The following is a 23,182-nucleotide window of genomic DNA, read 5'->3' as shown; positions in this document are numbered from 1 at the left end:
CATTCCTTAGTGTTGCCGCCGCAGGAGGGGTGAAGCGACCTCGAGGGGCTAGGCGCTGGAGCTAGACATCGAGAATTCAGTTAAAATCTTTATACATTCTTATCATTTCTAAAAAGGCAGATAGTAAATTTACTATCTGCCTGCTGCTTATCACGCTCTTGCTTTATTAGCTTCATGCTGTCTAAGTTCTATTCTTCTAATCTTACCAGATGTTGTTTTTGGCAAATCCTCAACAAACTCAACTTTCCTTGGATACTTATAAGGCGCTGTTAATTGTTTTACATGATCTTGAAGTTCCTTTACTAAACTTTCTTGATTAGCACCAATTCCATCTCGTAAAACAACATATGCCTTTACGATATGGCCACGTATCTCATCAGGACTTGCCACTACTGCACATTCTTTAACTGCAGGGTGCTTAACGAGAGCATCCTCCACCTCAAATGGCCCAATTGTATACCCCGAGCTAATGATAATATCATCCCCACGACCTTCAAACCAAAAATAACCGTCTTCATCCTTTTTTGCTTTGTCTCCAGTAATATAAAAGTCCCCCCGGAACTGCATCTTAGTTCTCTCAGAGTCTTTATAGTACTCCTTAAACAATGCTGGAGTATCAATATGTACTCCTATATCTCCTACTTCACCAACTGCACATGGTTTACCAAATTCATCAACTATTTCAACATGATTACCTGGGGTTGGTTTTCCCATCGAGCCAGGTTTGATTTCCATCCCCTTCAATACACCAACTAATAATGTATTCTCTGTCTGTCCATAACCATCACGTACTTCAATACCAAATTCTCTCTTAAAAGTATCTATTACCTCGCGATTTAATGGTTCACCCGCTGAAACAGCACTATGCAAATGCGGAAGCTTGTACTCCGATAAATTATCTACTTTTGCCATAAGACGGTATTCTGTAGGTGTACAACATAAAACATTTATTTGATATTGACTAAGTAGCTCAAGATATTTATTAGGATCAAATTTACCATAAAAAACAAACCCGGCTGCACCACTACCTAATACTGATAAAAACGGACTCCAAATCCACTTTTGCCAACCCGGACCAGCTGTTGCCCATACTGTATCTGTCTCACTAATACTTAACCAATGTGCAGCTGCTGTTTTTAAGTGTGCATATGCCCATCCATGAGTATGAACAACACCTTTTGGATTTCCAGTAGTTCCAGATGTATAAGATAAAAAAGCAGTATCGTCACGAGTCGTTGCTGCTCGTTCAAATTCCTCGCTTACTGATTCCATCTCCTTATCTAAAGATATCCAACCGGGAACTATTTCTCCAATTGAAAATGCCAGCAAGTCATTTTTATCAATCTCAGTAAACTGCTCGATATATGGAAAATAACTAATGACAGCCTTAACATCACCGTGAGAAATACGATATTGTAAATCTTTTGTACGTAACAATTCAGAACTTGGAATGACAACTAATCCAGCCTTTAATGCACCAAGGTAAACCATATAAGCCTCTAAAAGACGTGGAATGATTACTAGGACAGTATCTCCTTTTTTCAAACCTTTTTCTTTAAACACATTACCTACTTTATTTACTTTTTTTAATAACTCTATATATGTAATTTCTTTTTTATTACCTTGTTCATCTTCCCACTTTAAGGCAACTTTTTCAGGATTCGTAGCAAACTTTTCAACTTCTTGTACTAAGTTATAATTTACTGGTGCAATTAAATCTTCTCTTTTCATGATTTTTCCTCCCAGTTATTATTATTTATATTTCTAATTATACAAAAATTTTAATGAGTTTGGGTGGATATCTGTGAATTTTTTATGAGTAAGTTTTATTACCAGGTCATAAATATTTAAAAACATAAAAAGGACGGGATTTCTCCCGTCCTTGTAGCCATCTATTTTTTATTTTTAGAAAGAACCGCCACTCATATTTTGTTGAGCGAAAGATACTAAACGCTTAGTAATTTCTCCACCAACAGAACCGTTAGCGCGAGAAGTTGTATCTGCACCAAGGTTTACACCAAACTCTTGTGCAATTTCGTATTTCATTTGGTCGATTGCTTGTTGAGCACCAGCTACTAGAAGTTGATTACTATTGTTGTTGTTTGCCATGTGCTTTCACCTCCTTGTGAGTATATATTGTGTAAAAACACATGGCATCATTCATTTTAGTAGTTGGTAATTCTTCACAACAATTACACGATTTTCTAACAAGATACAGCTTACTAGTTAAAACAAATCATCAAGATCGTTATCATTAGCACTCTCATAGGTAAACACAAGAGTTTCTGTATGTTCAACAGCTTTTTGGATTAAGCTTTCAAAATCCACGAAACTTTCGTAATACGTAACCTTTTCCAATTTTGGTCTTGTTTTTGGTGCAGCTGGAGCAAAAATGGTACAACAGTCCTCGAAAGGACGTATGGAAATATCATGAGTGTTTATCTTTTTTGCTATATTAATTATTTGGGTTTTATCTGCTGATATTAGCGGTCTAATGATTGGAGTCGATGTAACATTGTTAATTACATACATACTATCTAATGTCTGACTTGCAACCTGGCCTAAACTTTCACCGGTTGCAATTGCCAATCCATCATGTTGTTGTCGTATCGCATCAGTAATGCGAAGCATCATTCTTCTTGTTGAGATCAACGAGTAGTTTTCCGGAACCTGCTTTTGTATCACTTCTTGAATCTCTGTGAATGGTACAATATGCAACTTAATAGAGCCTGAGAAATTTGTAAGTTGCTGTGCTAGGTCAATGACCTTTTGCTTTGATCTCTCATTTGTGTATGGGGGACTAAAGAAATGAACTGCTTCGATCTCAAGTCCTCTTTTCATGGACAAATAGCCGGCAACCGGACTGTCCAATCCACCTGACAACATAAGCATTGCTTTACCACTTACACCAACTGGTAGGCCACCTACTCCCAGTTCGTCTTTAAATGTGATATATGTTGCTTCCTGACGCACCTCAACCCGAATGTCTATATCAGGGTTATGTACGTCAACACGTAATCCTTCAACACTTTTTAAAAGATGGCTACCCAGTTCATAGTTTAATTCATTAGTATCTAGGTGAAATGTCTTATCAGACCTTTTGGTACTAATTTTAAACGTCTTATCTTTATACTCCAATTGTGATAATGCAGCTAATACTCCTTGTTTAATTTGAGTTAGTTCACTTTCCGTTTTCATAGCAAGGCTGAACGATTGAATCCCAATAATTGTTTTTAAATTGTCCATTATTTCCTCATGAGGGTCACCATTTAGTTTTATATAGATCCGATCGCGAGTTTTCTCAAAGCGTATTTTTTCATACTTTGTAAGCTTTACTTGAATATTCCTGGTCAACTTATTAATAAAACGACCACGGTTTCTTCCTTTTGTTGTGATTTCTCCAAATCTTATTAAAATATGATCATATTCCATAACTATTACCTCATTACATTTTTCAGTTTTTCTAATGCACCTTGAATGGTTTCAATCAAAATAGAGACATCTTCAAAGCGATTTTGAGCTGATAAACTTATTCGAATAGAACTATTTGCTAACCCTTTTGAACGACCCATGGCAAGTATTGTTTTACTTGGTAAATTCTTTTTCGAGGAGCATGCAGAAGTTGTTGAAACATAGATTTCTTTTTCTTCTAATAAATGAACAAACACCCCTGGCTTTAGCCCTTCGATAGAAAAATTAATAATATGTGGAGCACTCTTTTTATAAGGGGTATTAATTGATACTCCTTCTATCTTAACTAACTCATTAATAATTGACTCTTTTAAATGTGTAAGATAGGTAATCTTCTCTTCTTTATCCTGTAAAGTAAGACGCAAGGCTTTTGACAGTGCCACAAAGCCTGCCACATTTTCCGTCCCAGCTCGAACCATCATTTCTTGTTCTCCACCAGCAATTAGTGGCTTTAATCTAATACCCTGACGTATATAAAGCACCCCTGTGCCTTTTAGACCGTTAAACTTATGGGCAGAGATGGTGCACAAATCAATATTTGCTTTATATATATCCAGTGGTACTTTTCCAATTCCCTGCACGTGATCCACATGAAATGTAATTTTAGGATATTTTTCTAACATGCGTCCAATTTCTTCTATAGGTTGAATCGCTCCAACCTCGTTATTAACATGAATAACAGAAACAAGTATTGTATCATCTCTTATTTCATTTTCTAGGTCTACTATAGAAACCATTCCATTATTATCTACAGGAAGATACGTAATTTCGAACCCTAATTCTTCAAGTTGATAACATGCTTCACTTACAGACGGATGCTCAATTGAAGTTGTAATAATGTGTTTGCCTCTAGATTGATATTGTAGTGCAATCCCTTTAATAGCTAGATTATTCCCTTCAGAGCCTCCAGAAGTAAAATAGACCTCCTGAGGTTTTGTTCCCAGCAGACTTGCAACCTGACTGCGCGCCTGACTTAGAAGCTTTTCAGCTTGTCCACCAATTCCATGAAGTGAAGAGGGATTTCCAAAATAGGAACTTGCCACTTTTGTATAGGATGCAATTACTTCTTCAAATGGTTTTGTCGTCGCACTATTATCAAGATATATCATATATTTCACCTCACATAGGGCAGAAAATTATTCAATTTGGTCAATATCTATCTTTTGATTGCATCAAAATCATACCATACTATTGTTTTGTAAGAAAAACAATTCTATCTACCTAAACGCAAAAAAATAAAGGCCTTAGCAGGCCCTTATTATTCTTTCTCTAAAAGTTTTTCAATTTTCTTTAATGCACCAGGATCAACATCTTCAATAGCAGTTGCTGCTTGTTCAAGTGCTAATGCATAATCGTAATTTCTAAATGAAAGCTCAGCCTCAATTAAACTGCTCGCAATTCTGTAATTTTTACTGCGGTATCTATTTCCATATTGAATTACCTTCTCTGCAAGATAAACTTGATCAATCATCTCTTCTGTTGTCTCAAATGTTTTGGTTACGAGATCGAGTGCTTCTTGTAGAGCTTGATTTACAGCTGACATATTGAGCGGTTTCTCTTCCAATCTTGCCATTACTTGACTTAAACTTACATTTGACTCAGACATAAGTTCCATATACTTTGGTGGAAGTCCAGGTATGTTACTCTTAGCAATAGTTCTTTTCGAGTCAATTAACATTTTTTTCATTTTTGAAATTTGTTCTCTTGCATGTAGCTCGTCTTTACGAAGAGTTTGAAGCATCTCGGAATAGTTTAGATGATCTTCTTTCACTTCTTGAATATCTTCATACACTTTCTCCAGCTCTGCCCTTACCAACGAATACGCTACTTGGTCTTCTTCTAACTTAGTTTGAACTGCTACATATTGTTTAACCAATTGTTTAATTTGTTTTACAATGTTACGGTGTCTTTCCAAATCCTGTTCAGTAAGATGATAACTTTGTTGAACAAAAGCCGTTTCCTCTTCCGTCTTTTTGCTACCTTCAACTAATAGATGTAAATCTTCTTCGATTTTGTCAACCTCAGTAGCAACAAATTGATTTGCCTTTACTTCCTTCTCCAATAAGTCATATAAAGTTTCTATTGATTCTCTAATTTCTTCGATTCCATTTTTCACTTCGTCTAATTCTAACTCTTCAGTAAGTGTGATGAAGTTGGCTAATTGCTTTCTCATTCTCTCAATTTCTTTATCTACTTGAATATGTTCAAGTAAGTACCCATCATTCCCCATCTGACTATATCCTTCATGTATTTCATCCAGTTGGTTAGGCAGTATACTTTGACACTCCTGTAAAATATGTGGAATCTCATCCATTTGGACTTGAGTAACAGCCAAGCTGTCCTTTATAACCAATACAACCTCTCTTGCTTCAAGATAATTCCCATTGGTAGTTGCTTCCTCAAAGTCCTTAAATTTATCATTAACATCATCCAGTTTTATTTCTAACTTAATCTCAGCTCTTCCAAAAGTATGCCGATGTGCCAATAAAGTCTTCTTTAATTCTCGGTAGAGCTTATTTAACTCGTCTACTTCAGTTCGGTTTTTTTCTTCACTACCCACTAAATCCTTTAATTCATCTAGTATGACTGAAATATTATTTTCTGCATCATTTAAAATAGCTTCGATCTGACTTAGTACACGTTTCGCCTTAGAAAATCGATACTTATCAGCATAATCTTCAGCATCAAACAATAGTTCCTCAACATCTGGTAATGAAACAGTTACAATTTCATCCCATTGCCTTCTCCACTTTTCAAACAATTCTTCTGTTTGGCCAGTCATATTTAACTCTTTCACCTTAGAAATCTCATCCGTTACAGGCCGATTCATCATATCAATCTTCCAGGCCTCGAGTTTATCTACGGCTTTATATATTTTTTTCCTTGAATAGAATCCATATATTGCAATTCCACCCACTACTAGTATTATGCCGATTATGATTTCCATAACTTGGCCCCCTTGCTCCACGAATCATCTATCATTCTAAAATTTATCCCGGTGTAACCGCACCTAAAACATCTACTCATAACATGAAGTGAAAAGGTGTTTAGGCGGGCAATAACGGACACTAACATCTATATTGCTGAGATGGTCTTTTTAGGGCTAGCCCTTAGAAATATCAATCAAGATTTTCGTTACTAACACTTAACAGAAATGATCAAATAACCCACTGATTGATGTTTAAAATTATGTAAAAACCATCATTATCTCGATAAATTTATATCAGAAGTTTTTTTAATGTATTTATAATGTATTTATGATACCATGTAAACGACATTTTTTGACTAAAACTTTTAAAATTTTTTACAAATTTTATTTAAAAATGAGGGATTTGTCGATGAAGGCAGACGGTCACATCCATACTCCATTTTGTCCACATGGAACAAAGGATTCATTTGAGAAGTATATTAAGAGAGCAATTCAATTAGGTTATCGTGAAATATCATTCACTGAACATGCTCCGCTTCCTAGGAATTTTGTGGATCCAACTCCTGATAAAGATAGTGGAATGGATATAAATAGACTTGGGGAATACTTTGCAGATTTATCTTTTCTAAAGAAAAAATATGCTTCTGAATTAAAAATTAATATTGGATTAGAAGTAGATTTTATTATAGATTTCGAAAAGGAAACAAAATCCTTTTTGGATGAATATGGGCAGTTTTTAGATGACAGCATTCTTTCAGTACATTTCCTAAAAAAAGATCAAACATACTATTGCATGGATTATAGCCCAGATGTATTTCAGGAAATGATTGTAGCATTTTCATCAGTAGAAGCTGTATACGAGGCGTACTATGATACTCTTTTACATTCCTTGGCAGCAGATCTAGGAGTCTATAAACCTAAGCGAATTGGCCATATTACACTCGTTCATAAGTTTCAAAAAAAATTCCCACCCACTTACCGTTTTGAAAGTAAAGTAGGGCAGGTATTGGACCGCATTGCAAAACAGGGGTATAGCCTTGACTATAATGGGGCCGGAATTAATAAGCCGCTCTGCAGGGAGCCTTATCCACCTAGTAGCGTAGTTAAAGAGGCAATCAAACGAAAAATCCCTCTAGTCTATGGCTCTGACTCTCATAGCTCGAAGGATTTACATCAAGGTCATGATTTTCTTTATCCAGAGGCGAATCTAGTATCACCAACTCAAAGTTAGTAATTTACAGGTATCGGTGACAATTTATCCTTTACTTTTTGAGTTGGGAGGCAAATTGTATAATTGACCCACTTCTCAACTTCCCTGCTATACTGTTCTGTTACATACACCTCATATGGCATAATATGTAGAACTTCGGACATATATTGCGGGTGTAGGTATGGCATGGAGAGCATACCTTTAAGCTGCATAATGGCATAAGGAATTGGCACCATGTTGAATTCTTGTTGTTTGATTCCTGTTTCAAAGATAACTTGGAAATAGTACTTTTCCTTCGTCATATATGTCGTCATAATTTCGCGAATTAAAGTGGTATCGAACGTAATTTCTCTCAGGACAAACCTTGTAAGATGACGATTTTCTTTTTGGTAGTTCATGATTCCTCTTATAACCAACAATAAACATTCGCGTGCTGAACGACTATCTAATTCAATATAAGCTCTTTCAATAATGGCTACATATCCTTCTAGATAGGAGGATACAAGATATTCTAGTAGACCTTCTTTGTTACCAAAATAATAGGAGATATTAGCAACATTACAATTCGCCTTCTTGGCAATTTCACGGACTGTTGTGCCATCATATCCTTTCGTATTAAATAAAAATGCAGACGAATCAATAATTCTTTGCTTCATACTCGTATTTTTCATAACCGCCTCACCTCACCCGTATAGTTATATATATACGTTTCTAGAAGGAAAGTAAGATTCCTTTAAGATTTTATCGACAAGTCATGCGGATATTAAGATATTTTGATATGATTATGTAGTATTAACTCAATTGGAGGGGGATTTTCATGTTTAATGTCGAACAATATAAAGGCAAAAAAGAAGAAAATTATCAGCTTGTTATAAAACAACTACAAGCTTTAATAGAAGACGAATCAGACCAAATTGCAAATTTAGCAAATGCTTCTGCATTACTTAATCAATTTTTAGATAATATCAATTGGGTTGGGTTCTATCTCACAAAAGAAGATGAGTTGGTATTAGGACCATTCCAGGGGTTACCAGCATGTGTGCGAATTAAATTTGGCCGTGGAGTATGCGGAACGGCTGCCCAAAACAAACAAACAGAAAGAGTAGCAGATGTACATTTATTTCCAGGACATATTGCATGTGATAGTGCGTCCCAATCTGAGATAGTAGTACCTATGGTTAAGGACGGACAAGTTATTGGAGTTCTCGATATCGATAGCCCAATAAAAGATCGCTTTGATGAAGTCGACCAAAAATGTTTAGAAGAATTTGTTGAGGTTCTTGTAAAGTACGTATAATATGAAAACCACTTTTCACTCTAGAAAAGTGGTTTTTTTACTAACTCTTTTGATTTACCTGTCTCTTTTCTCCACTCAGCTTTTTCATTAAGAGGACAAGCGTATCAATATCTTCTGGACTTAACTCCTCATATCGGTCTAATTCTCTTTTTATAAAAACAACAGTCGTATTCTCAACCTTTTTATCTCGAATAAAATATGTAGAAATTGAGCCAGTTACCATTCCAATTAAACCAATTCCAAATAACATTAAAACAATTGCTATAACCCTGCCAAATCCTGTTTCGGGAGAAATATCCCCGTACCCAACAGTGGTAGCTGTTACAATAGCCCACCAAATTGCATCTTCATATGTAGCAATATTAGGTTCTAATAGTTTAATTGGAATTGCAGCAATAAATATTAATAAAAATGTCCATACAATTACTTTGTCAAGATTGTTCGTCTTTAAGATTTTCCCCATTGGTAAACGTGAAAATATGGCAAGTAAACGAAACAATCTAATAAGCCTTGCAAACCTTGCAAAACGAAATATTGAATCTAAAGGAATTATTGCAATAATGTCAAATGGGTGAGTTTTGATGTACTCCCACTTCTTCTTACTTTTGAACAGTCTAACCGAAACATCTATTACAAATATTCCCCAAATAAATCGGTCCACGAGCAACCAACTAGGTTGATTAAACCATATACCTATTACAGACGTAATAGCGAGTATACCCATAAAAGTTTCATAGTACAGCTCCTTTTTATTCACTTATACGCCCCTCCCAAGTATTTTGTATATGGTGGTAAACAAAAGACCAAATCACATGATTTGGTCTTTTTAAAACGTATTACTAATTGCAAGCTATTAATTAAATTTTATTCAGCGCCTGTTCTAAATCATTCCAAATATCTTCCCAAGACTCGAGCCCTACTGATAAACGAATTAAGTTATCGGTAATGCCCATTTCTAGTCTTGCATCCTCTGGTACAACTGCATGTGTCATGGTTGCAGGATGTTGAATTAGAGTTTCTGTATCTCCTAAACTAACTGCTATCTTAATCAATTCGAGCTTGTTAAGAAATAACTGGGCATCCTGTTTAGTTCCATTTATCGTAAAAGATATTAATCCCCCAGGTTTACGCATTTGCTTTTTCATAATCTCATAGGCAGGATGTTCTTGATCGCCTGGATAATAGATATTTTCTATATTGTTATGTTCCTTTAATAAGGATGCAATTTTCTCTGCATTTTCACAATGTCGGTCCATACGGACTGGAAGTGTTTTTAACCCACGTAATAAAAGCCATGCATCAAAGGGTGATATAATTCCACCAATGTCTTTTCTAGTTGTCATTGCTACTTCTTGAATGAACTCGCTTTTACCTACAACAAGCCCAGCAATTACATCACCATGCCCGCCAATATACTTTGTTGCACTATGGATAACGACATCACACCCTAACAATAGAGGCTGTTGCAAATAAGGCGAACTAAATGTATTGTCTACGACTACCAAAAGATTATGTTGCTTCGCTATAGCTACAACCTTCTTTATATCTATTAATCTCATTGTTGGATTAATCGGAGTCTCAATATAAATTAATTTAGTTGTAGGTTTAATCTTCGAGACAATCTCATCTTCATTCGTCATGTCGCTAAAATCATGCTCAATGTTGTACTTTTCCTCCATTAACTGCAATAAACCAAACGTACAACCATAAAGGCCTTGTGAACATAAAATATGATCTCCAGACTTTGTTAAAGCAAGCAATATTGCAGACACAGCAGCCATTCCTGAACCAAAGGCTAATCCTGCCTCGCCACCCTCTAATAACGCTATACGCTCCTCTAACAGCCTAACTGTGGGATTACCGAGTCGTGAATAAATGAAACCACCTTCCACTCCCGCAAAACGATCCTCTCCTTGTTCAGCTGTTTCGAACGTAAATGTGGATGTTTGATACAAAGGTGGTGTCAGACTTCCACTTTGTGCTGAAGATGAATACCCTCCATGAATGGCTAACGTATCAAAACTTTTACTCTCACTACTCATTACCTTTCCTCCTTGGCAACTCTGTTACTATATTTAGCATATGACATACAAGCTTGTATTGAAAGCGTTTTCTTTTTTCGTAGCGGATTACTCGCTTTTTAGAAATAATAAAGTAATGCTCTAAAGGGATAAATTGGAATTTAAAAAGTCGGTTTATACTTAGACCTAAAAAAAGACATCCAAGATTGGATGCCGTTCTTAACAAACTGTATTTTCACTTGCAATAACCTGATTTTTACCTGATTGCTTAGCCATATATAAAGCATTATCTGCCCTATGGAATAGACTTTGAAACGTTTCTTTGCATTCCTTATTCCATGTTGCAACACCACAGGAAATGGTAATTTTAGGATTAGAGTGTATTTCTACCCTCTCTACTAATCTCTCAGCGACTATTAATCCAGCCTTAAGATCTACCCGTGGTAAATAGATTGCCAACTCTTCGCCGCCCCACCTTGCTCCAATATCATCATCACGGATATTCTCTTTAATAAGGTCAGCAATTTGAACAATGGCAGCGTCACCAACTTGATGCCCATACGTGTCATTGATACCCTTAAAATTATCAATATCCACTAAAATAAAAGTACCATAAGCATCGGTGTCCATTGAATATTGAACCATATTCTCAAGATGGTTTCTAGAATATAATTTTGTTAAATAATCAGTTATAACCAATTTTTCTAGTTCTTCTCGTAAGATAGAATTAGAAAAAGCTAATGAAGAATGATGAATCAGAGACTGTAAAAGCTTAAACTTATCAAATGAAAAATAATATGGACTTTCGTGAAGTACAATTGCTGCACCAATTATTTGATTTTGTTGAACCATCGGTACAGACATCATTGATCGATAAATACTATCCATGAAATGAGAATCAGTCTGCAAGTCTCCTATAAAGAGGGGTTCATTTTCATTGAAAACTTTGTAATAGCAATAATCTATATATTTTTTTCCATGGTCGTCCTCAAAAAATTGTGTACTCCCAGGCAAGACCTCCATATGCTCTTTTCCAAATAAAAAGAACCCTACTTCTTTCGCACCGAATGATTTTTTTATTTGAGTAGACATAAAGGTCATTGTATCGGTTAAACGTAAGTTGGAATTTAGTCGATGGGATGTTTCATTTATTAATTGCAAATCTGCAATTAACTGTTTAGATTGTTGATAAAGTTGGGCATTTTCAAAGGCATTTCCAGCAGTATTTGCTAACAATTCGATAAACTTTATCTCTGATTCCGGGAATTCCAATGCATTATGGGCATTAATTTGTAAGACTCCATAGATCCCTTGTCTACCTTTTAAAGGAGCATACAGATTCGATTTCTTTTCAGCAATTGAATCCTCAATCTGAATAGTCCCCGAAACAAATGCCTGCATTACTGCAGTATTTTCACCGTTTTCATGATGCTGAATTGCTTTAATCGGAATAACATTATGACTGGTATTGTCATGTGCCAAATATAATGTGTATGTAAATGATGGGTATACATCTTGTAATGTATGTATAACCTCCTCAAGCACAGCATCTATATCCATTGTCGAATGAAACTTAGCAGTTACCCTAAATAACTGCTCATATCTCACTTCATCATTTTGAAAATTCATTTTTATCACCCATCTACCATTTGAAGATACTTCTTCTATATAATACTATTATATACATAACCGATGGATTTTTCTTTAAAAAAGTATAATTATATTCTCAAAAATTCAAATTTATTGTAAAAACAAACAGAAAAAGGTAATTTTAGCTCAAGTTTTCGTTATATATCCTCAATAAATAGAAAGACTCCACTTACTAATAATTCTTCCTAATTTGCTTTCTTACAAGACTACTTGACTTCACCTCGTAAAAATCATATAATGGTCGTTGTGTAAAATATTGCAGCAAATGTGAGTAGGTTTTTGTTCTATTTTGTTCCTCTGCGAGTTTTTAAAGCTCAAAAGAAGGTGTATCTTGTAACTCTCTGCTGCTAGAGCGAGGATACATGAAAACAAAATAGCCAGGAACATCTAGCACATCTGTTTTTATTTTACAACAAAATAAAAACATTGAAGGAGGAGTCATTCATGGCTCGTTATACAGGTCCAAGCTGGAAATTATCCCGTCGTCTTGGCATTTCATTAAGTGGTACTGGTAAAGAATTAGAAAAGCGTCCTTACGCTCCTGGACAACATGGTCCAAACCAACGTAAGAAGCTTTCTGAGTATGGTTTACAATTACAAGAGAAGCAAAAGCTTCGTCATATGTACGGTATGAATGAGCGTCAATTCCGTAACTTGTTCGACACTGCTAGTAAAATGAAAGGTATCCTTGGTGAAAACTTCATGATTCTTTTAGAATCACGTTTAGATAACCTAGTTTACCGTCTTGGTCTTGCTCGTACTCGTCGTCAAGCACGTCAATTAGTTAACCATGGTCATATCCTAGTTGATGGAGCTCGTGTAGATATTCCATCATACCGCGTTAAACCTGGTCAAACAATTGCAGTTCGTGAAAAATCACGTAACCTATCTGCAGTTAAAGACGCTATCGAAGCAACTACTTTTGTGCCAGACTATGTAACATTTGATGCTGATAAATTAGAAGGAACATTCACTCGTTTACCTGAGCGTTCTGAACTACCAGCTGAAATTAACGAAGCATTAATCGTTGAGTTCTACTCACGTTAATCATCCTAAAGAAGAGGATGGGGACATGGTCCCTGTCCTCTTTTTGGTTTTATTCTGAAGCTCGATGGAATATACCACGTTCCTAATTAATGACAATCACATACGCTTGTTGAAGGAAATTACGAACTAAAAAAGCAAACGGCTCAAAGAACCGTTTGCCTAAATGTTAATATTTAATTAAATAATATTTCTTCTTACCTCGACGGATCACTGTAAATTGTCCTTCAATTCGTTGTGCTCCTGAGATCACAGCATCAACTTCTTGAATTCTTTCGCCATTCACATATATTGCACCGTTAGCAATGTCTTCTCTTGCTTGACGTTTTGATGGAGAAATTTTACTCATAACTAATAAATCTACTAGACCAACTTCAGCATCTCCCTGATACTCGAAAGAAGGCACATCTTTGAATCCTTGAATAATTTCTTCAGCACTTAATTCACTTATTGTACCACTAAATAATGCGGTGGAAATTTTCATAGCTTGCTCTAATGCCGCTTCGCCATGAACCAACTTGGTAACTTCTTCAGCTAATGTCTTTTGTGCGATACGTTTCTCAGGTGCTTCAGCCATTTCAGCTTCAATTTTTCCAATTTCATCTTGTGTTAGGAACGTAAAATATTTTAGATAACGAATCACATCTCGATCATCAGTGTTAATCCAGAATTGGTAGAATTCATATGGAGATGTTTTTACTTTATCTAACCAAATCGTTCCACCCTCTGTTTTACCAAATTTAGTACCATCTGCCTTTGTTACAAGGGGAATCGTTAATCCAAATGCTTTTGCATCATCTACTGATTTTCGAATTAACTCTAATCCTGCAGTTATATTTCCCCATTGATCACTTCCACCAATTTGGAGCTTACATCCTTCATTTTCATATAACTTCAAGAAATCATAAGATTGTAAAATCATATAACTAAATTCAGTAAAAGAAATACCAGCGTCTAAGCGAGATTGTACTGAATCCTTGGCAAGCATATAATTCAATCCAAAGCTCTTCCCAATATCACGTAAAAATGTGATTAGATCCAGGCTACCAATCCAATCGTAGTTATTTGCAATTTGAGCTGGATTTCCTTCAGCTTCAAAATCTAAAAATCGAGAAAGCTGTCCTTTAATACTAGCACTATATTGCTCAACTACTTCCTGTGAATTCAGTGTTCTCTCAGCCTTTTTCCCACTAGGATCACCGATTAATCCGGTCGCTCCACCAACTAATGCAATTGGTTGATGCCCAGCAATCTGGAATCTTCTTAAACAAAGAATTCCAACTAAATGTCCAATATGTAAGCTATCTGCTGTAGGATCAAACCCACAGTATAATTTTACCTTTTCATCTTTTAATATGGTTCGCAATCCATCTTCATCTGTAACTTGATTTATAAGGCCTCTAAATGCCAAGTCCTGTAATACATCCATGAGCAAATCTCCTTTTACCTTTATTAGAGTGTAGTCCTCACTATATATGTGGGTTTTGATAGAAATACTTTCGATTGCTTTCATATCCACGGATGCCCAAATTTTATAAGTTTGCCTCTAAAACATATTAGAAAACTCTGGGCAAATATACGCTGAGTTGTATTTGATTGATATAGCTTTTTCTAACATATACCGTTTGTTCTTGTCAAATTAAATACTGGAAATTTACAAAATAATACTAATATCTACACCGTATATGCTATAATGTACTTGATTTTAGGGGGATGATTATGAAATTAAATAAATCACAAATTTTTGAAAGAATAAGATCTTTTTGGCAAAGCATTTATACAAATAAATTCATTAAAGGAATAACAAGTAGAAGATTGCGTAAAGGCGCTAGAGTTACATATGGTGTCGTTTGGAACCTATTTTTACTCTTCTTTATAATAGGGCTTATGGGATTGGGCTTTGCTGGTGGTGCTGGCGCAGGCTATTTTGCTTCTTTAGTAAAGGATGAACCTATACGTACCTATGATAGTTTACGCAAAGACATCTATAACTACGAAGAAAACACAGAACTGTATTTTGACAATGAAGTCTATTTTGGGCAACTAAGATCGGACTTACAGCGTGAAGAGGTTAAACTTGAAGATGTTTCGGACTATGTCATAGATGCTGTAATCGCAACAGAAGATCAGTATTTTTATGTTCATGATGGTGTCGTTCCTAAGTCAATCTTACGTGCTATTGTTCAAGACGTAACTAACTCTGCTACACAAACGGGAGGAAGTACGTTAACTCAGCAACTAATTAAAAATCAGATATTATCAAATGAAGTATCATTTGATCGTAAGGCAAAGGAAATTCTAATTGCCCTTCGACTTGAAAAGTTTTTTGACAAAGATGAAATACTCGAAGCATATCTAAATGTAATTCCTTATGGACGTAATTCATCCGGACGTAATATAGCAGGTGTTCAAACTGCTGCTAAAGGGATATTTGGAGTTGATGCTAAAGATTTAAATTTACCACAGGCGGCTTATATTGCTGGGTTACCACAAAATCCTTATGTATACACACCTTTCTCTAATAAAGGTGGACAGGTAAAAGAAAATCTGGAGCCCGGACTAAATCGAATGAAAACAGTATTAAATCGAATGCTCTCTGCGGGATTTATAAATGAAAAAGAATATGAAGAGGCATTAGCCTACGATATTACAGCGAATTTTGCACCTCCTAAGTTTGAACCTACAGAACAATATCCTTGGTTAACGGCTGAGGTTGAAAAAAGAGCTACAGAAATTTTATTACTAAAAATTGCTAAAGAAGACGGCTACGAAGAGGCTGATTTAAAATCAAATAATGAACTTTATAAATATTATGAAGCTGTGGCGGATAAAAATCTTCGCCAAAACGGCTATAAAATTTATACAACCATTGACAAAGAAGTTTATGATGTAATGCAAGAAGTTGCTAGAAACTTTGAATACTATGGCCCTGATAAGGAAGAAACAAAGAAAGATCTAGAAACCGGTCAAGATGTTAAAGTTATGGAACCTGAGGAGCTAGGCTCTGTATTAATTGAAAATAAAACAGGTAAAATCATTAGTTTTGTTGGTGGTCGTGATTTTGAACGTGAACAGACTAACCATGCTCTAAAGGCTAAGAGATCTAATGGTTCAACAATGAAACCACTACTTGATTATGCACCTGCTTTGGAAAGCGGAAAAGTACAACCTGGTAGTGTCATTGCTGACGTAGTTTTTCAACATGGCGTTTGGGCACCGAAGAACGTAGGTGGCTCGAATGACTTTGATGGATTAATGTCTGCAAGACACGCATTAAAATGGTCAAAGAATATTCCTGCTGCAAAAGTCTATCTTAGTAATTTAGATAATAAACCTATCTCTTATTTAGAGAAAATGGGCTTTACTTCTTTACATGAAAGTGACTATAGTGCCCCTTCTCTGTCTATTGGTGCAATGACAGACGGCGTGTCAGTTGAGGAAAATGTTAATGCATATGCAACATTCGCAAATGAAGGAAAATTCATTGATGCTTATATGATTGAAAAAATCGTTTCAAACGATGGTGAAGTCATTTATGAACACGAGGTAAAACCGGTTGAAGTATTCTCACCACAAACAGCTTATTTAACGCTCGATATGATGCGTGACGTTGTTAATGGTGGTAGTGGTGCTGCTCTAAATGGTTATTTAAAGTTTAACGCTGATTGGGCAGGTAAAACTGGGACATCTCAAAACTGGTGGGATATTTGGTTTGTTGCTACAAACCCAAATATTACATTTGGTAACTGGATAGGATATGATACTCCTAAAAAAGTAGAAAATGCAAAAGGACTGAATTACTCAAGAAGAAATATCCTTTTATTTGCAGAGCAAATGAACGCAGTTTTTGATATTCGACCTGATTTAGTTCAACCAAAAGAAAACTTTAAAATGCCAGGTGGAATTGTAACTCGTTCTTACTGCGGACTATCTGGATTGCTGCCTTCTGATTTATGTAGAGAAGCTGGATTGGTTCAAACAGATATTTATAATGCCAAGTTTGTTCCGAATAAGGTTGATGATAACCTGGTTAGAGGTAAGTATATAGAGGTCGATGGTAAAGCATACCGCGTTCCAGAAAGTGCTCCTTCTGAATTTGTTCAGGAAGGAATCATGATAAAAAAAGAGTTCCTTGAACTACATGATTTAAAAGATGATACAGCTATACGCCAATTACTACCAAGTAATAATAATTGGAGTAAATTAGTAATAACTGAAACAGACGAGTTAATAGATAATGGCTCTGTCCCATCTCAAGTCAAAGGTGCATCTATAGCCTCCGGAGTATTGAAGTGGGCTAAGCATGAACACAACGACGTGATCGGCTATCGAATTTATGCAGCAGCTAATTTTACAACTGATTTCAAAAAGATTGGGAGCATACCAGCTACAAAGGTTCTCCAATTTAATGTTGGAAATACTGTGGCGGCTTATTATATAACTGCCGTCGACGTGTCAGGTAACGAAACACCACTTACCAACTCTGTTTTAATCAAAAATGGGGATTATCAACCGGAACCTATTGAAATTGCACCGCCAGTTCCCGAGGAAGATGGAAATGATGAGGGGACCGGCGATGGTGAAGGTAATGGAAATGGAAATGGGAATGGCAGAGGTAATGGTAGAGGTAATTAAAAGAGAAAGAGGTGGTCCAATGGACCACCTCTTTTTTACCTTTATTCAGCAGAAACCCCCTACTTTTATAAGTAGGGGATGGAATGTAAAAAGAGTATACAATTCAGTCGGGGTACAAACTCCGACTGAATAAAGTTAAAGCCCCGGCGGATGCCTCGATTTTTAAAAGGAAAATTTTCCTGTGGGCTGCAACTAACAATCAGTGGGGAACGCAGAACCCCCACTGATTGAAGTTTCACTTTATCGAGCAAGCTCGAAAAAAACGGACGCATTTGTAATTTCTATTAATCTTCCATTGTAGATAAATCACCAGTAGGTAAATCTAATTCCCAAGCTTTTAGCACGCGTCTCATTATTTTACCACTTCTTGTTTTAGGAAGTTTATCCTTAAACTCTATTTCACGAGGTGCTGCATGTGCTGCTAGACCTCTTTTAACAAAGTTTCGGATTTCTTCTTTAAGTTCATCTGATGGTTGATGCCCTTCACGAAGCGCAACAAAAGCCTTAATAATTTCCCCTCGAACAGGGTCTGGTTTTCCGATAACGCCGGCTTCTGCTATTGCCGGATGCTCCACAAGCTTACTTTCAACCTCAAATGGGCCTACACGCTCTCCTGAAGTCATAATTACATCATCTACTCTTCCTTGGAACCAGAAGTAGCCATCTTCATCCATATAAGCAGAATCACCTGAAACATACCAGTCACCAGGCATGAAATATGATTCATACTTGGCTGGGTTATTCCAGATCTTATACATCATTGATGGCCAACCTTTCTGAATAGCCAAGTTACCCATGCGATAAGGTGGCAGTTCATTTCCTTGGTCATCAACAATTGCTGCTTTTATACCAGGGAATGGTTTCCCCATTGATCCGGGTTTAATGTCCATACACGGATAATTACTAATCAATTGCGCACCAGTTTCAGTCATCCACCAGTTATCATGAATTCGTAGATTAAAGACTTTAGCGCCCCATCTTACTACTTCAGGGTTAAGAGGTTCACCAACGCTTAGGACGTGGCGAAGAGAACGCAAGTCGAATTGTTTAACAAGTTCATCACCAGCACCCATAAGCATTCTAAAAGCTGTTGGTGCGCTATACCACACTGTAATTCCGTAATCTTCTATTGTTTGGTACCAGCTTTCTGGTTTAAAACGCCCTCCTACAATTACATTAGATGCACCGTTAAGCCATGGTCCAAAGATTCCATAAGATGTACCAGTAACCCAACCTGGGTCTGCCGTACACCAATATATATCATCTTCTTTTAAGTCAAGTACCCATTGTGCTGTTTGATATTGTTGAATCATCGCATTGTGGACATGTAATACACCCTTAGGCTTTCCTGTTGAACCTGAGGTATAGTGCAGTAGCATTCCATCTGTACGTTCAACCCACTCAATTTGAAGGTCTTTACTAGCTGTTTTCATTCTTCCTAAGAAATCAACAAAAGGTCCGTCCTCTTTAACATCTTCACCAACTAACACAATGTGCTTTAATGATGGCAATTCTGTAAAAGGTACTCGGTCAACAAGCTCTGGTGTTGTTACAATAACCTTCGCTTCACTATCCTCTAAACGGTCTCTTACTGCACCTTCCATAAATGCTTCAAAAAGTGGTCCCACAATGGCACCAAGCTTAATAGCACCAATTACTGTAAAGTAAAGTTCAGGAGAACGTGGCATAAAGACAAATACACGATCACCTTTTTCAACATCTGCTGCCTGCTTAAGCACGTTTGCAGCACGGTTTGAATTTTCCTTCATTTCTTTAAATGTATATTTTTCTTCCCTGGATGGATCACGGTAATACAATGCTACTTTATTTTTTCTTGCCCCTTCTGCATGTCGGTCAATTGCTTCATAAGCAATATTTACTCTACCTGTATCCGACCAAGAAAAATTCTTCTCTACATCCGACCAATTAAAACTTTCATAAGCTAGATCATAATCTTTTAAATTAAAATCGCCTTTTGTTGCTGGTAGCGCTTCCACTTTCACTTGTTTATCCCCCTTATGTAAGTATTATCTATTATATTATAGTACAATTTTTTCCTTTTCTCAATTTTTTAAATTTTTTATATATAATAATAGTAGCTTCAATTGTATAATAAAAGTGAAACAACTATTAGGTGGATTACCTTAATAGTTGCTTGTTTAGAATGATTGCGTACATGTCATAAAATGTGGACTACTGTTCATACCTGTTAAACGTAACTTTATGTGAAAACGCTTTATTACGAATTAATTCATGTATAATGGTAGATGAAATAATTAACGGTGGTGAAATTGTGGAACATAAAAAAACATATAATGCAAAAGAGCTTAAGACACCGTATGGGAGTCTCATTATAGAAGGACCAATAACTGGCGAAGCACTTGCTGGTTATGAGTTCCATCATGATTTAGTTGCTTTTCGTCCGCCTAATCAACAGCATAAAGCATTAGTAGAAATCGCAGACTTACCAGAAGGAAGAATCATTATTGCCAGAGATCAACACACTGTTGTTGGATATGTTACATACCTCTACCCAGACCCGCTAGAACGTTGGTCAGAAGGAAAAATTGAAAATTTAATAGAATTAGGTGCGATTGAAGTTATTCCAAAATATCGGGGTTGTGGAGTTGGTAAAAACCTTCTAATTGTTTCAATGATGGATGATGCCATGGAAGACTATTTGATTATAACTACCGAATATTATTGGCATTGGGACTTAAAGGGTACTGGCTTAAATGTTTGGGAATATAGAAAAGTAATGGAGAAAATGATGAACGCAGGAGGATTAGTTTGGTTTGCAACTGACGATCCTGAAATCAGTTCTCATCCTGCAAATTGCCTTATGGCCCGGATTGGTAACCGTATTGATAGAGAAACCATTGAAAGATTTGATAGACTCCGATTTATGAATCGATTCATGTATTAGGTATTGAATATTCTTATCCCAATTACCTAAAGAACAAGGGGGATTTCATCATGATTATAGAAGAGATTATGAAAAAAACTGTGACGACACTCTCATCCACAGATACAATTGCAACAGCAATTAAAATAATGGATGCACAAAAGATAAGACATATTCCAATCGTGAATCCAGGTAATGAAATTGTTGGGTTAATCAGTGATCGAGATATTCGTGATGCAAAGCCATCAAAATTAGACTTTACAGATCAAAAAAAATTACTGGATACACAAATTATTGAGATTATGGTCAAAGATGTTATAACAGGTCACCCATTAGATTTTGTAGAAGAAGTTTCTGCTATATTTTATGAACGACGGATAGGCTGTTTACCAATTGAGTCTGATGGAAAGTTAGTCGGGATAATTACTGAAACTGATTTACTTCATACATTAGTACAACTTACTGGTGCACATCAACCAGGATCCCAACTTGAAGTAAAGGTACTAAATAAAACAGGTGTCCTTGCAGATGTAGTAAATGTTATAAAAACTCAAAAAGTTAATATTAATAGTGTTCTAGTCTATCCCGATAAGGATCCACAATATAAAGTATTAGTATTTAGGATTCAAACAATGAATCCTACGGGGATTATTACTAATCTAAAAAAAGAAGGTTACACTGTTATGTGGCCTAATATACCAGGGATGCATTATGAATAGAGAATCTGTGTTTGTCTATTCCGATCAATTTCTAAAATACAGATTTAGTAATGACCATCCCTTTAATCAGACTCGGGTAAAACTTACATATGATTTATTAAAGAGCTTGAATGTTTTAGATGACAATCAAATTATTGAACCACGAATAGCTACTGATGAAGAATTAGAGCTTGTCCACGATCCAAAATTTATACAGGCAGTAAAGCTTGCTGGAGAAGGAAAGTTGCCAGAAGAGACAGCAAATAATTACGGAATTGGTACAGAGGACACACCTATTTTCCCTGGAATGCATGAAGCAAGTGCATTACTTGTCGGAGCAACTTTAACTGCTGTTGACGAGGTAATGTCTGGAAAATCGAAGCATGCTCTTAGTTTAGGAGGGGGACTTCACCACGGTTTTAGAGGGAAAGCATCCGGATTTTGTATTTATAATGATAGTGCAGTAGCTATCCGTTATATGCAAAAAAAATATAATGTCAAAGTCCTCTATGTCGACACTGATGCTCATCATGGAGATGGTGTACAGTGGACATTTTATGATGATCCTGATGTTTGTACTCTGTCCATCCATGAAACTGGACGCTATTTATTCCCTGGAACAGGCAATATTAACGAAAGAGGAGCCGGCAAGGGGTATGGGTATTCTTTTAATATACCTGTAGATGCCTTTACCGAGGATGATTCATGGCTGCACGCTTATACAACAGCATTTAGGGCAGTAACTGAGTTTTTCAAGCCAGATATCATCTTTACTCAGAATGGTGTAGATTCACATTATTATGACCCTTTAACCCATTTATCTGCAACAATCAAAATTTACCGAGAAATTCCAAAACTTGCCCATCAATTGGCACATGAATATTGTGATGGTAAATGGATAGCAGTTGGTGGAGGGGGCTATGATATTTGGAGAGTTGTACCAAGAGCTTGGTCGTTAATTTGGCTGGAGATGATTGATAAGTCAGACATAACTGGTCCACTACCTGAGGAATGGATTAACCAATGGCAACCAAAAACAACAGTAAAGTTACCTTCGCATTGGGAAGACGACCAAGATCTCTACCCACCTATCCCTCGTAAACCGGAGATAGAAGAAAAAAATGCATTAACAGTTGAAAAGGCACTGTATCCAATCCGAAAGAATACAAATAATACTTCAATATAAATGCCTGCTCAACAGGATCAAACCAGATTAACCCTTACAATTCTGAAAGTGGGAAATAGGATTCATCATCAGTCATCGTTCCTTTAATGAAGTTACTCTTTATTAAAGCATAAAAAATCACGGCAACATATTGTAT

General features: G+C 36.2%; 19 protein-coding genes. 8 read left to right on the top strand and 11 right to left on the bottom strand.

The window, feature by feature from the left end; translation table 11 throughout:
• Nucleotides 1-150 precede the first annotated feature (150 nt).
• The 5 genes from mbcS to ezrA form a co-directional block, all read right to left on the bottom strand.
• Nucleotides 151-1,731 (bottom strand): acyl-CoA synthetase MbcS, encoded by a 1,581-nt coding sequence (mbcS, locus tag AB3M96_RS17670; protein ID WP_412968952.1) that lies wholly within the window; start codon nt 1,729-1,731, stop codon nt 151-153.
• A 174-nt stretch (nt 1,732-1,905) separates the two neighbouring features.
• The gene (locus AB3M96_RS17665) at nt 1,906-2,109 is read right to left on the bottom strand and encodes an alpha/beta-type small acid-soluble spore protein (protein ID WP_412968951.1); all 204 of its coding nucleotides are present in this window, start codon (nt 2,107-2,109) and stop codon (nt 1,906-1,908) included.
• A gap of 117 nt (nt 2,110-2,226) precedes the next feature.
• Entirely contained in the window at nt 2,227-3,432 is a 1,206-nt protein-coding gene (thiI, locus tag AB3M96_RS17660) for a tRNA uracil 4-sulfurtransferase ThiI (protein WP_412968950.1), read from the bottom strand.
• A 5-nt stretch (nt 3,433-3,437) separates the two neighbouring features.
• On the bottom strand, nt 3,438-4,580 hold the full coding sequence (locus tag AB3M96_RS17655; RefSeq protein WP_412968949.1) for a cysteine desulfurase family protein: 1,143 nt from the start codon (nt 4,578-4,580) through the stop codon (nt 3,438-3,440).
• 149 nt (nt 4,581-4,729) lie between these two features.
• On the bottom strand, nt 4,730-6,418 hold the full coding sequence (gene ezrA, locus AB3M96_RS17650) for a septation ring formation regulator EzrA (protein ID WP_412968948.1): 1,689 nt from the start codon (nt 6,416-6,418) through the stop codon (nt 4,730-4,732).
• 391 nt (nt 6,419-6,809) lie between these two features.
• Here ezrA and hisJ point away from each other — a divergent pair, with 391 nt between their 5' ends.
• Complete coding sequence (hisJ, locus tag AB3M96_RS17645; protein ID WP_412968947.1) at nt 6,810-7,631, top strand: histidinol-phosphatase HisJ; 822 nt, start codon at nt 6,810-6,812, stop codon at nt 7,629-7,631.
• Here hisJ and refZ read toward each other — a convergent pair.
• Nucleotides 7,628-8,281, bottom strand: a complete 654-nt coding sequence (refZ, locus tag AB3M96_RS17640) for a forespore capture DNA-binding protein RefZ (RefSeq protein ID WP_412968946.1) — start codon at nt 8,279-8,281, stop codon at nt 7,628-7,630. The two genes, hisJ and refZ, sit on opposite strands and share 4 nt — an antisense overlap.
• 146 nt (nt 8,282-8,427) lie before the next feature.
• Here refZ and AB3M96_RS17635 point away from each other — a divergent pair, with 146 nt between their 5' ends.
• Nucleotides 8,428-8,907 carry a GAF domain-containing protein gene (locus AB3M96_RS17635; protein ID WP_412968945.1) on the top strand — a complete coding sequence of 160 codons (480 nt, stop codon included), beginning with the start codon at nt 8,428-8,430 and terminating at the stop codon, nt 8,905-8,907.
• A 40-nt stretch (nt 8,908-8,947) separates the two neighbouring features.
• Here AB3M96_RS17635 and AB3M96_RS17630 read toward each other — a convergent pair whose 3' ends face one another.
• The 3 genes from AB3M96_RS17630 to AB3M96_RS17620 all read right to left on the bottom strand — a co-directional run bounded on the left by AB3M96_RS17630 (nt 8,948) and on the right by AB3M96_RS17620 (nt 12,557).
• Nucleotides 8,948-9,664: a potassium channel family protein gene (locus tag AB3M96_RS17630; RefSeq protein WP_412968944.1), complete on the bottom strand. Its 717-nt coding sequence runs from the start codon at nt 9,662-9,664 to the stop codon at nt 8,948-8,950.
• Between the two features lie 100 nt (nt 9,665-9,764).
• Nucleotides 9,765-10,949 (bottom strand): methionine gamma-lyase, encoded by a 1,185-nt coding sequence (megL, locus tag AB3M96_RS17625; RefSeq protein WP_412968943.1) that lies wholly within the window; start codon nt 10,947-10,949, stop codon nt 9,765-9,767.
• Nucleotides 10,950-11,147: 198 nt separating this feature from the next.
• A complete protein-coding gene (locus AB3M96_RS17620) occupies nt 11,148-12,557 on the bottom strand; it encodes a sensor domain-containing diguanylate cyclase (protein WP_412968942.1) in 1,410 nt (469 codons plus the stop codon).
• Between the two features lie 465 nt (nt 12,558-13,022).
• On the opposite strand from AB3M96_RS17620, the gene rpsD reads away from it, so the two are divergent.
• Nucleotides 13,023-13,625 (top strand): 30S ribosomal protein S4, encoded by a 603-nt coding sequence (gene rpsD, locus AB3M96_RS17615; protein WP_412968941.1) that lies wholly within the window; start codon nt 13,023-13,025, stop codon nt 13,623-13,625.
• A gap of 166 nt (nt 13,626-13,791) precedes the next feature.
• Here rpsD and tyrS read toward each other — a convergent pair whose 3' ends face one another.
• The gene (gene tyrS, locus AB3M96_RS17610; protein WP_412968940.1) at nt 13,792-15,051 is read right to left on the bottom strand and encodes a tyrosine--tRNA ligase; all 1,260 of its coding nucleotides are present in this window, start codon (nt 15,049-15,051) and stop codon (nt 13,792-13,794) included.
• Nucleotides 15,052-15,341: 290 nt separating this feature from the next.
• Here tyrS and AB3M96_RS17605 point away from each other — a divergent pair, with 290 nt between their 5' ends.
• Together AB3M96_RS17605 and AB3M96_RS17600 are read left to right on the top strand one after the other, a co-directional pair.
• The gene (locus AB3M96_RS17605; RefSeq protein ID WP_412968939.1) at nt 15,342-18,257 is read left to right on the top strand and encodes a transglycosylase domain-containing protein; all 2,916 of its coding nucleotides are present in this window, start codon (nt 15,342-15,344) and stop codon (nt 18,255-18,257) included.
• Nucleotides 18,199-18,390 (top strand): hypothetical protein, encoded by a 192-nt coding sequence (locus AB3M96_RS17600; RefSeq protein WP_412968976.1) that lies wholly within the window; start codon nt 18,199-18,201, stop codon nt 18,388-18,390. Before AB3M96_RS17605 ends, AB3M96_RS17600 begins: the two co-directional genes overlap by 59 nt.
• 151 nt (nt 18,391-18,541) lie before the next feature.
• Here AB3M96_RS17600 and acsA read toward each other — a convergent pair whose 3' ends face one another.
• Complete coding sequence (gene acsA, locus AB3M96_RS17595; RefSeq protein ID WP_412968938.1) at nt 18,542-20,260, bottom strand: acetate--CoA ligase; 1,719 nt, start codon at nt 20,258-20,260, stop codon at nt 18,542-18,544.
• A gap of 290 nt (nt 20,261-20,550) precedes the next feature.
• Here acsA and AB3M96_RS17590 point away from each other — a divergent pair, with 290 nt between their 5' ends.
• The 3 genes from AB3M96_RS17590 to AB3M96_RS17580 are packed head-to-tail and all read left to right on the top strand — an operon-like array spanning nt 20,551 to nt 23,046.
• Nucleotides 20,551-21,183 carry a GNAT family N-acetyltransferase gene (locus AB3M96_RS17590; RefSeq protein WP_412968975.1) on the top strand — a complete coding sequence of 211 codons (633 nt, stop codon included), beginning with the start codon at nt 20,551-20,553 and terminating at the stop codon, nt 21,181-21,183.
• 50 nt (nt 21,184-21,233) lie between these two features.
• On the top strand, nt 21,234-21,881 hold the full coding sequence (locus tag AB3M96_RS17585) for an acetoin utilization AcuB family protein (protein ID WP_412968937.1): 648 nt from the start codon (nt 21,234-21,236) through the stop codon (nt 21,879-21,881).
• Entirely contained in the window at nt 21,874-23,046 is a 1,173-nt protein-coding gene (locus AB3M96_RS17580; RefSeq protein ID WP_412968936.1) for an acetoin utilization protein AcuC, read from the top strand. Before AB3M96_RS17585 ends, AB3M96_RS17580 begins: the two co-directional genes overlap by 8 nt.
• The last annotated feature ends 136 nt before the right edge of the window (nt 23,047-23,182 follow it).

It is taken from the genome of Ferdinandcohnia jepli (assembly GCF_047246645.1).
In the GTDB taxonomy this organism is placed as follows: Bacteria; Bacillota; Bacilli; order Bacillales; family Bacillaceae_L; genus Ferdinandcohnia.
This window is presented reverse-complemented; position numbering and strand designations above follow the sequence as displayed.

Excerpts from the sequence above, each read along its gene's own strand:
- AB3M96_RS17620 (WP_412968942.1), bottom strand. The coding sequence starts at position 12,557 with ATGAATTTTCAAAATGATGAAGTGAGATATGAGCAGTTATTTAGGGTA.
- thiI (WP_412968950.1), bottom strand. The coding sequence starts at position 3,432 with ATGGAATATGATCATATTTTAATAAGATTTGGAGAAATCACAACAAAA.
- AB3M96_RS17600 (WP_412968976.1), top strand. The coding sequence starts at position 18,199 with ATGGTGAAGGTAATGGAAATGGAAATGGGAATGGCAGAGGTAATGGTA.
- AB3M96_RS17580 (WP_412968936.1), top strand. The coding sequence starts at position 21,874 with ATGAATAGAGAATCTGTGTTTGTCTATTCCGATCAATTTCTAAAATAC.
- rpsD (WP_412968941.1), top strand. The coding sequence starts at position 13,023 with ATGGCTCGTTATACAGGTCCAAGCTGGAAATTATCCCGTCGTCTTGGC.
- AB3M96_RS17635 (WP_412968945.1), top strand. The coding sequence starts at position 8,428 with ATGTTTAATGTCGAACAATATAAAGGCAAAAAAGAAGAAAATTATCAG.
- AB3M96_RS17655 (WP_412968949.1), bottom strand. The coding sequence starts at position 4,580 with ATGATATATCTTGATAATAGTGCGACGACAAAACCATTTGAAGAAGTA.
- tyrS (WP_412968940.1), bottom strand. The coding sequence starts at position 15,051 with ATGGATGTATTACAGGACTTGGCATTTAGAGGCCTTATAAATCAAGTT.
- hisJ (WP_412968947.1), top strand. The coding sequence starts at position 6,810 with ATGAAGGCAGACGGTCACATCCATACTCCATTTTGTCCACATGGAACA.
- AB3M96_RS17585 (WP_412968937.1), top strand. The coding sequence starts at position 21,234 with ATGATTATAGAAGAGATTATGAAAAAAACTGTGACGACACTCTCATCC.
- megL (WP_412968943.1), bottom strand. The coding sequence starts at position 10,949 with ATGAGTAGTGAGAGTAAAAGTTTTGATACGTTAGCCATTCATGGAGGG.
- mbcS (WP_412968952.1), bottom strand. The coding sequence starts at position 1,731 with ATGAAAAGAGAAGATTTAATTGCACCAGTAAATTATAACTTAGTACAA.
- refZ (WP_412968946.1), bottom strand. The coding sequence starts at position 8,281 with ATGAAAAATACGAGTATGAAGCAAAGAATTATTGATTCGTCTGCATTT.
- AB3M96_RS17665 (WP_412968951.1), bottom strand. The coding sequence starts at position 2,109 with ATGGCAAACAACAACAATAGTAATCAACTTCTAGTAGCTGGTGCTCAA.
- AB3M96_RS17605 (WP_412968939.1), top strand. The coding sequence starts at position 15,342 with ATGAAATTAAATAAATCACAAATTTTTGAAAGAATAAGATCTTTTTGG.
- ezrA (WP_412968948.1), bottom strand. The coding sequence starts at position 6,418 with ATGGAAATCATAATCGGCATAATACTAGTAGTGGGTGGAATTGCAATA.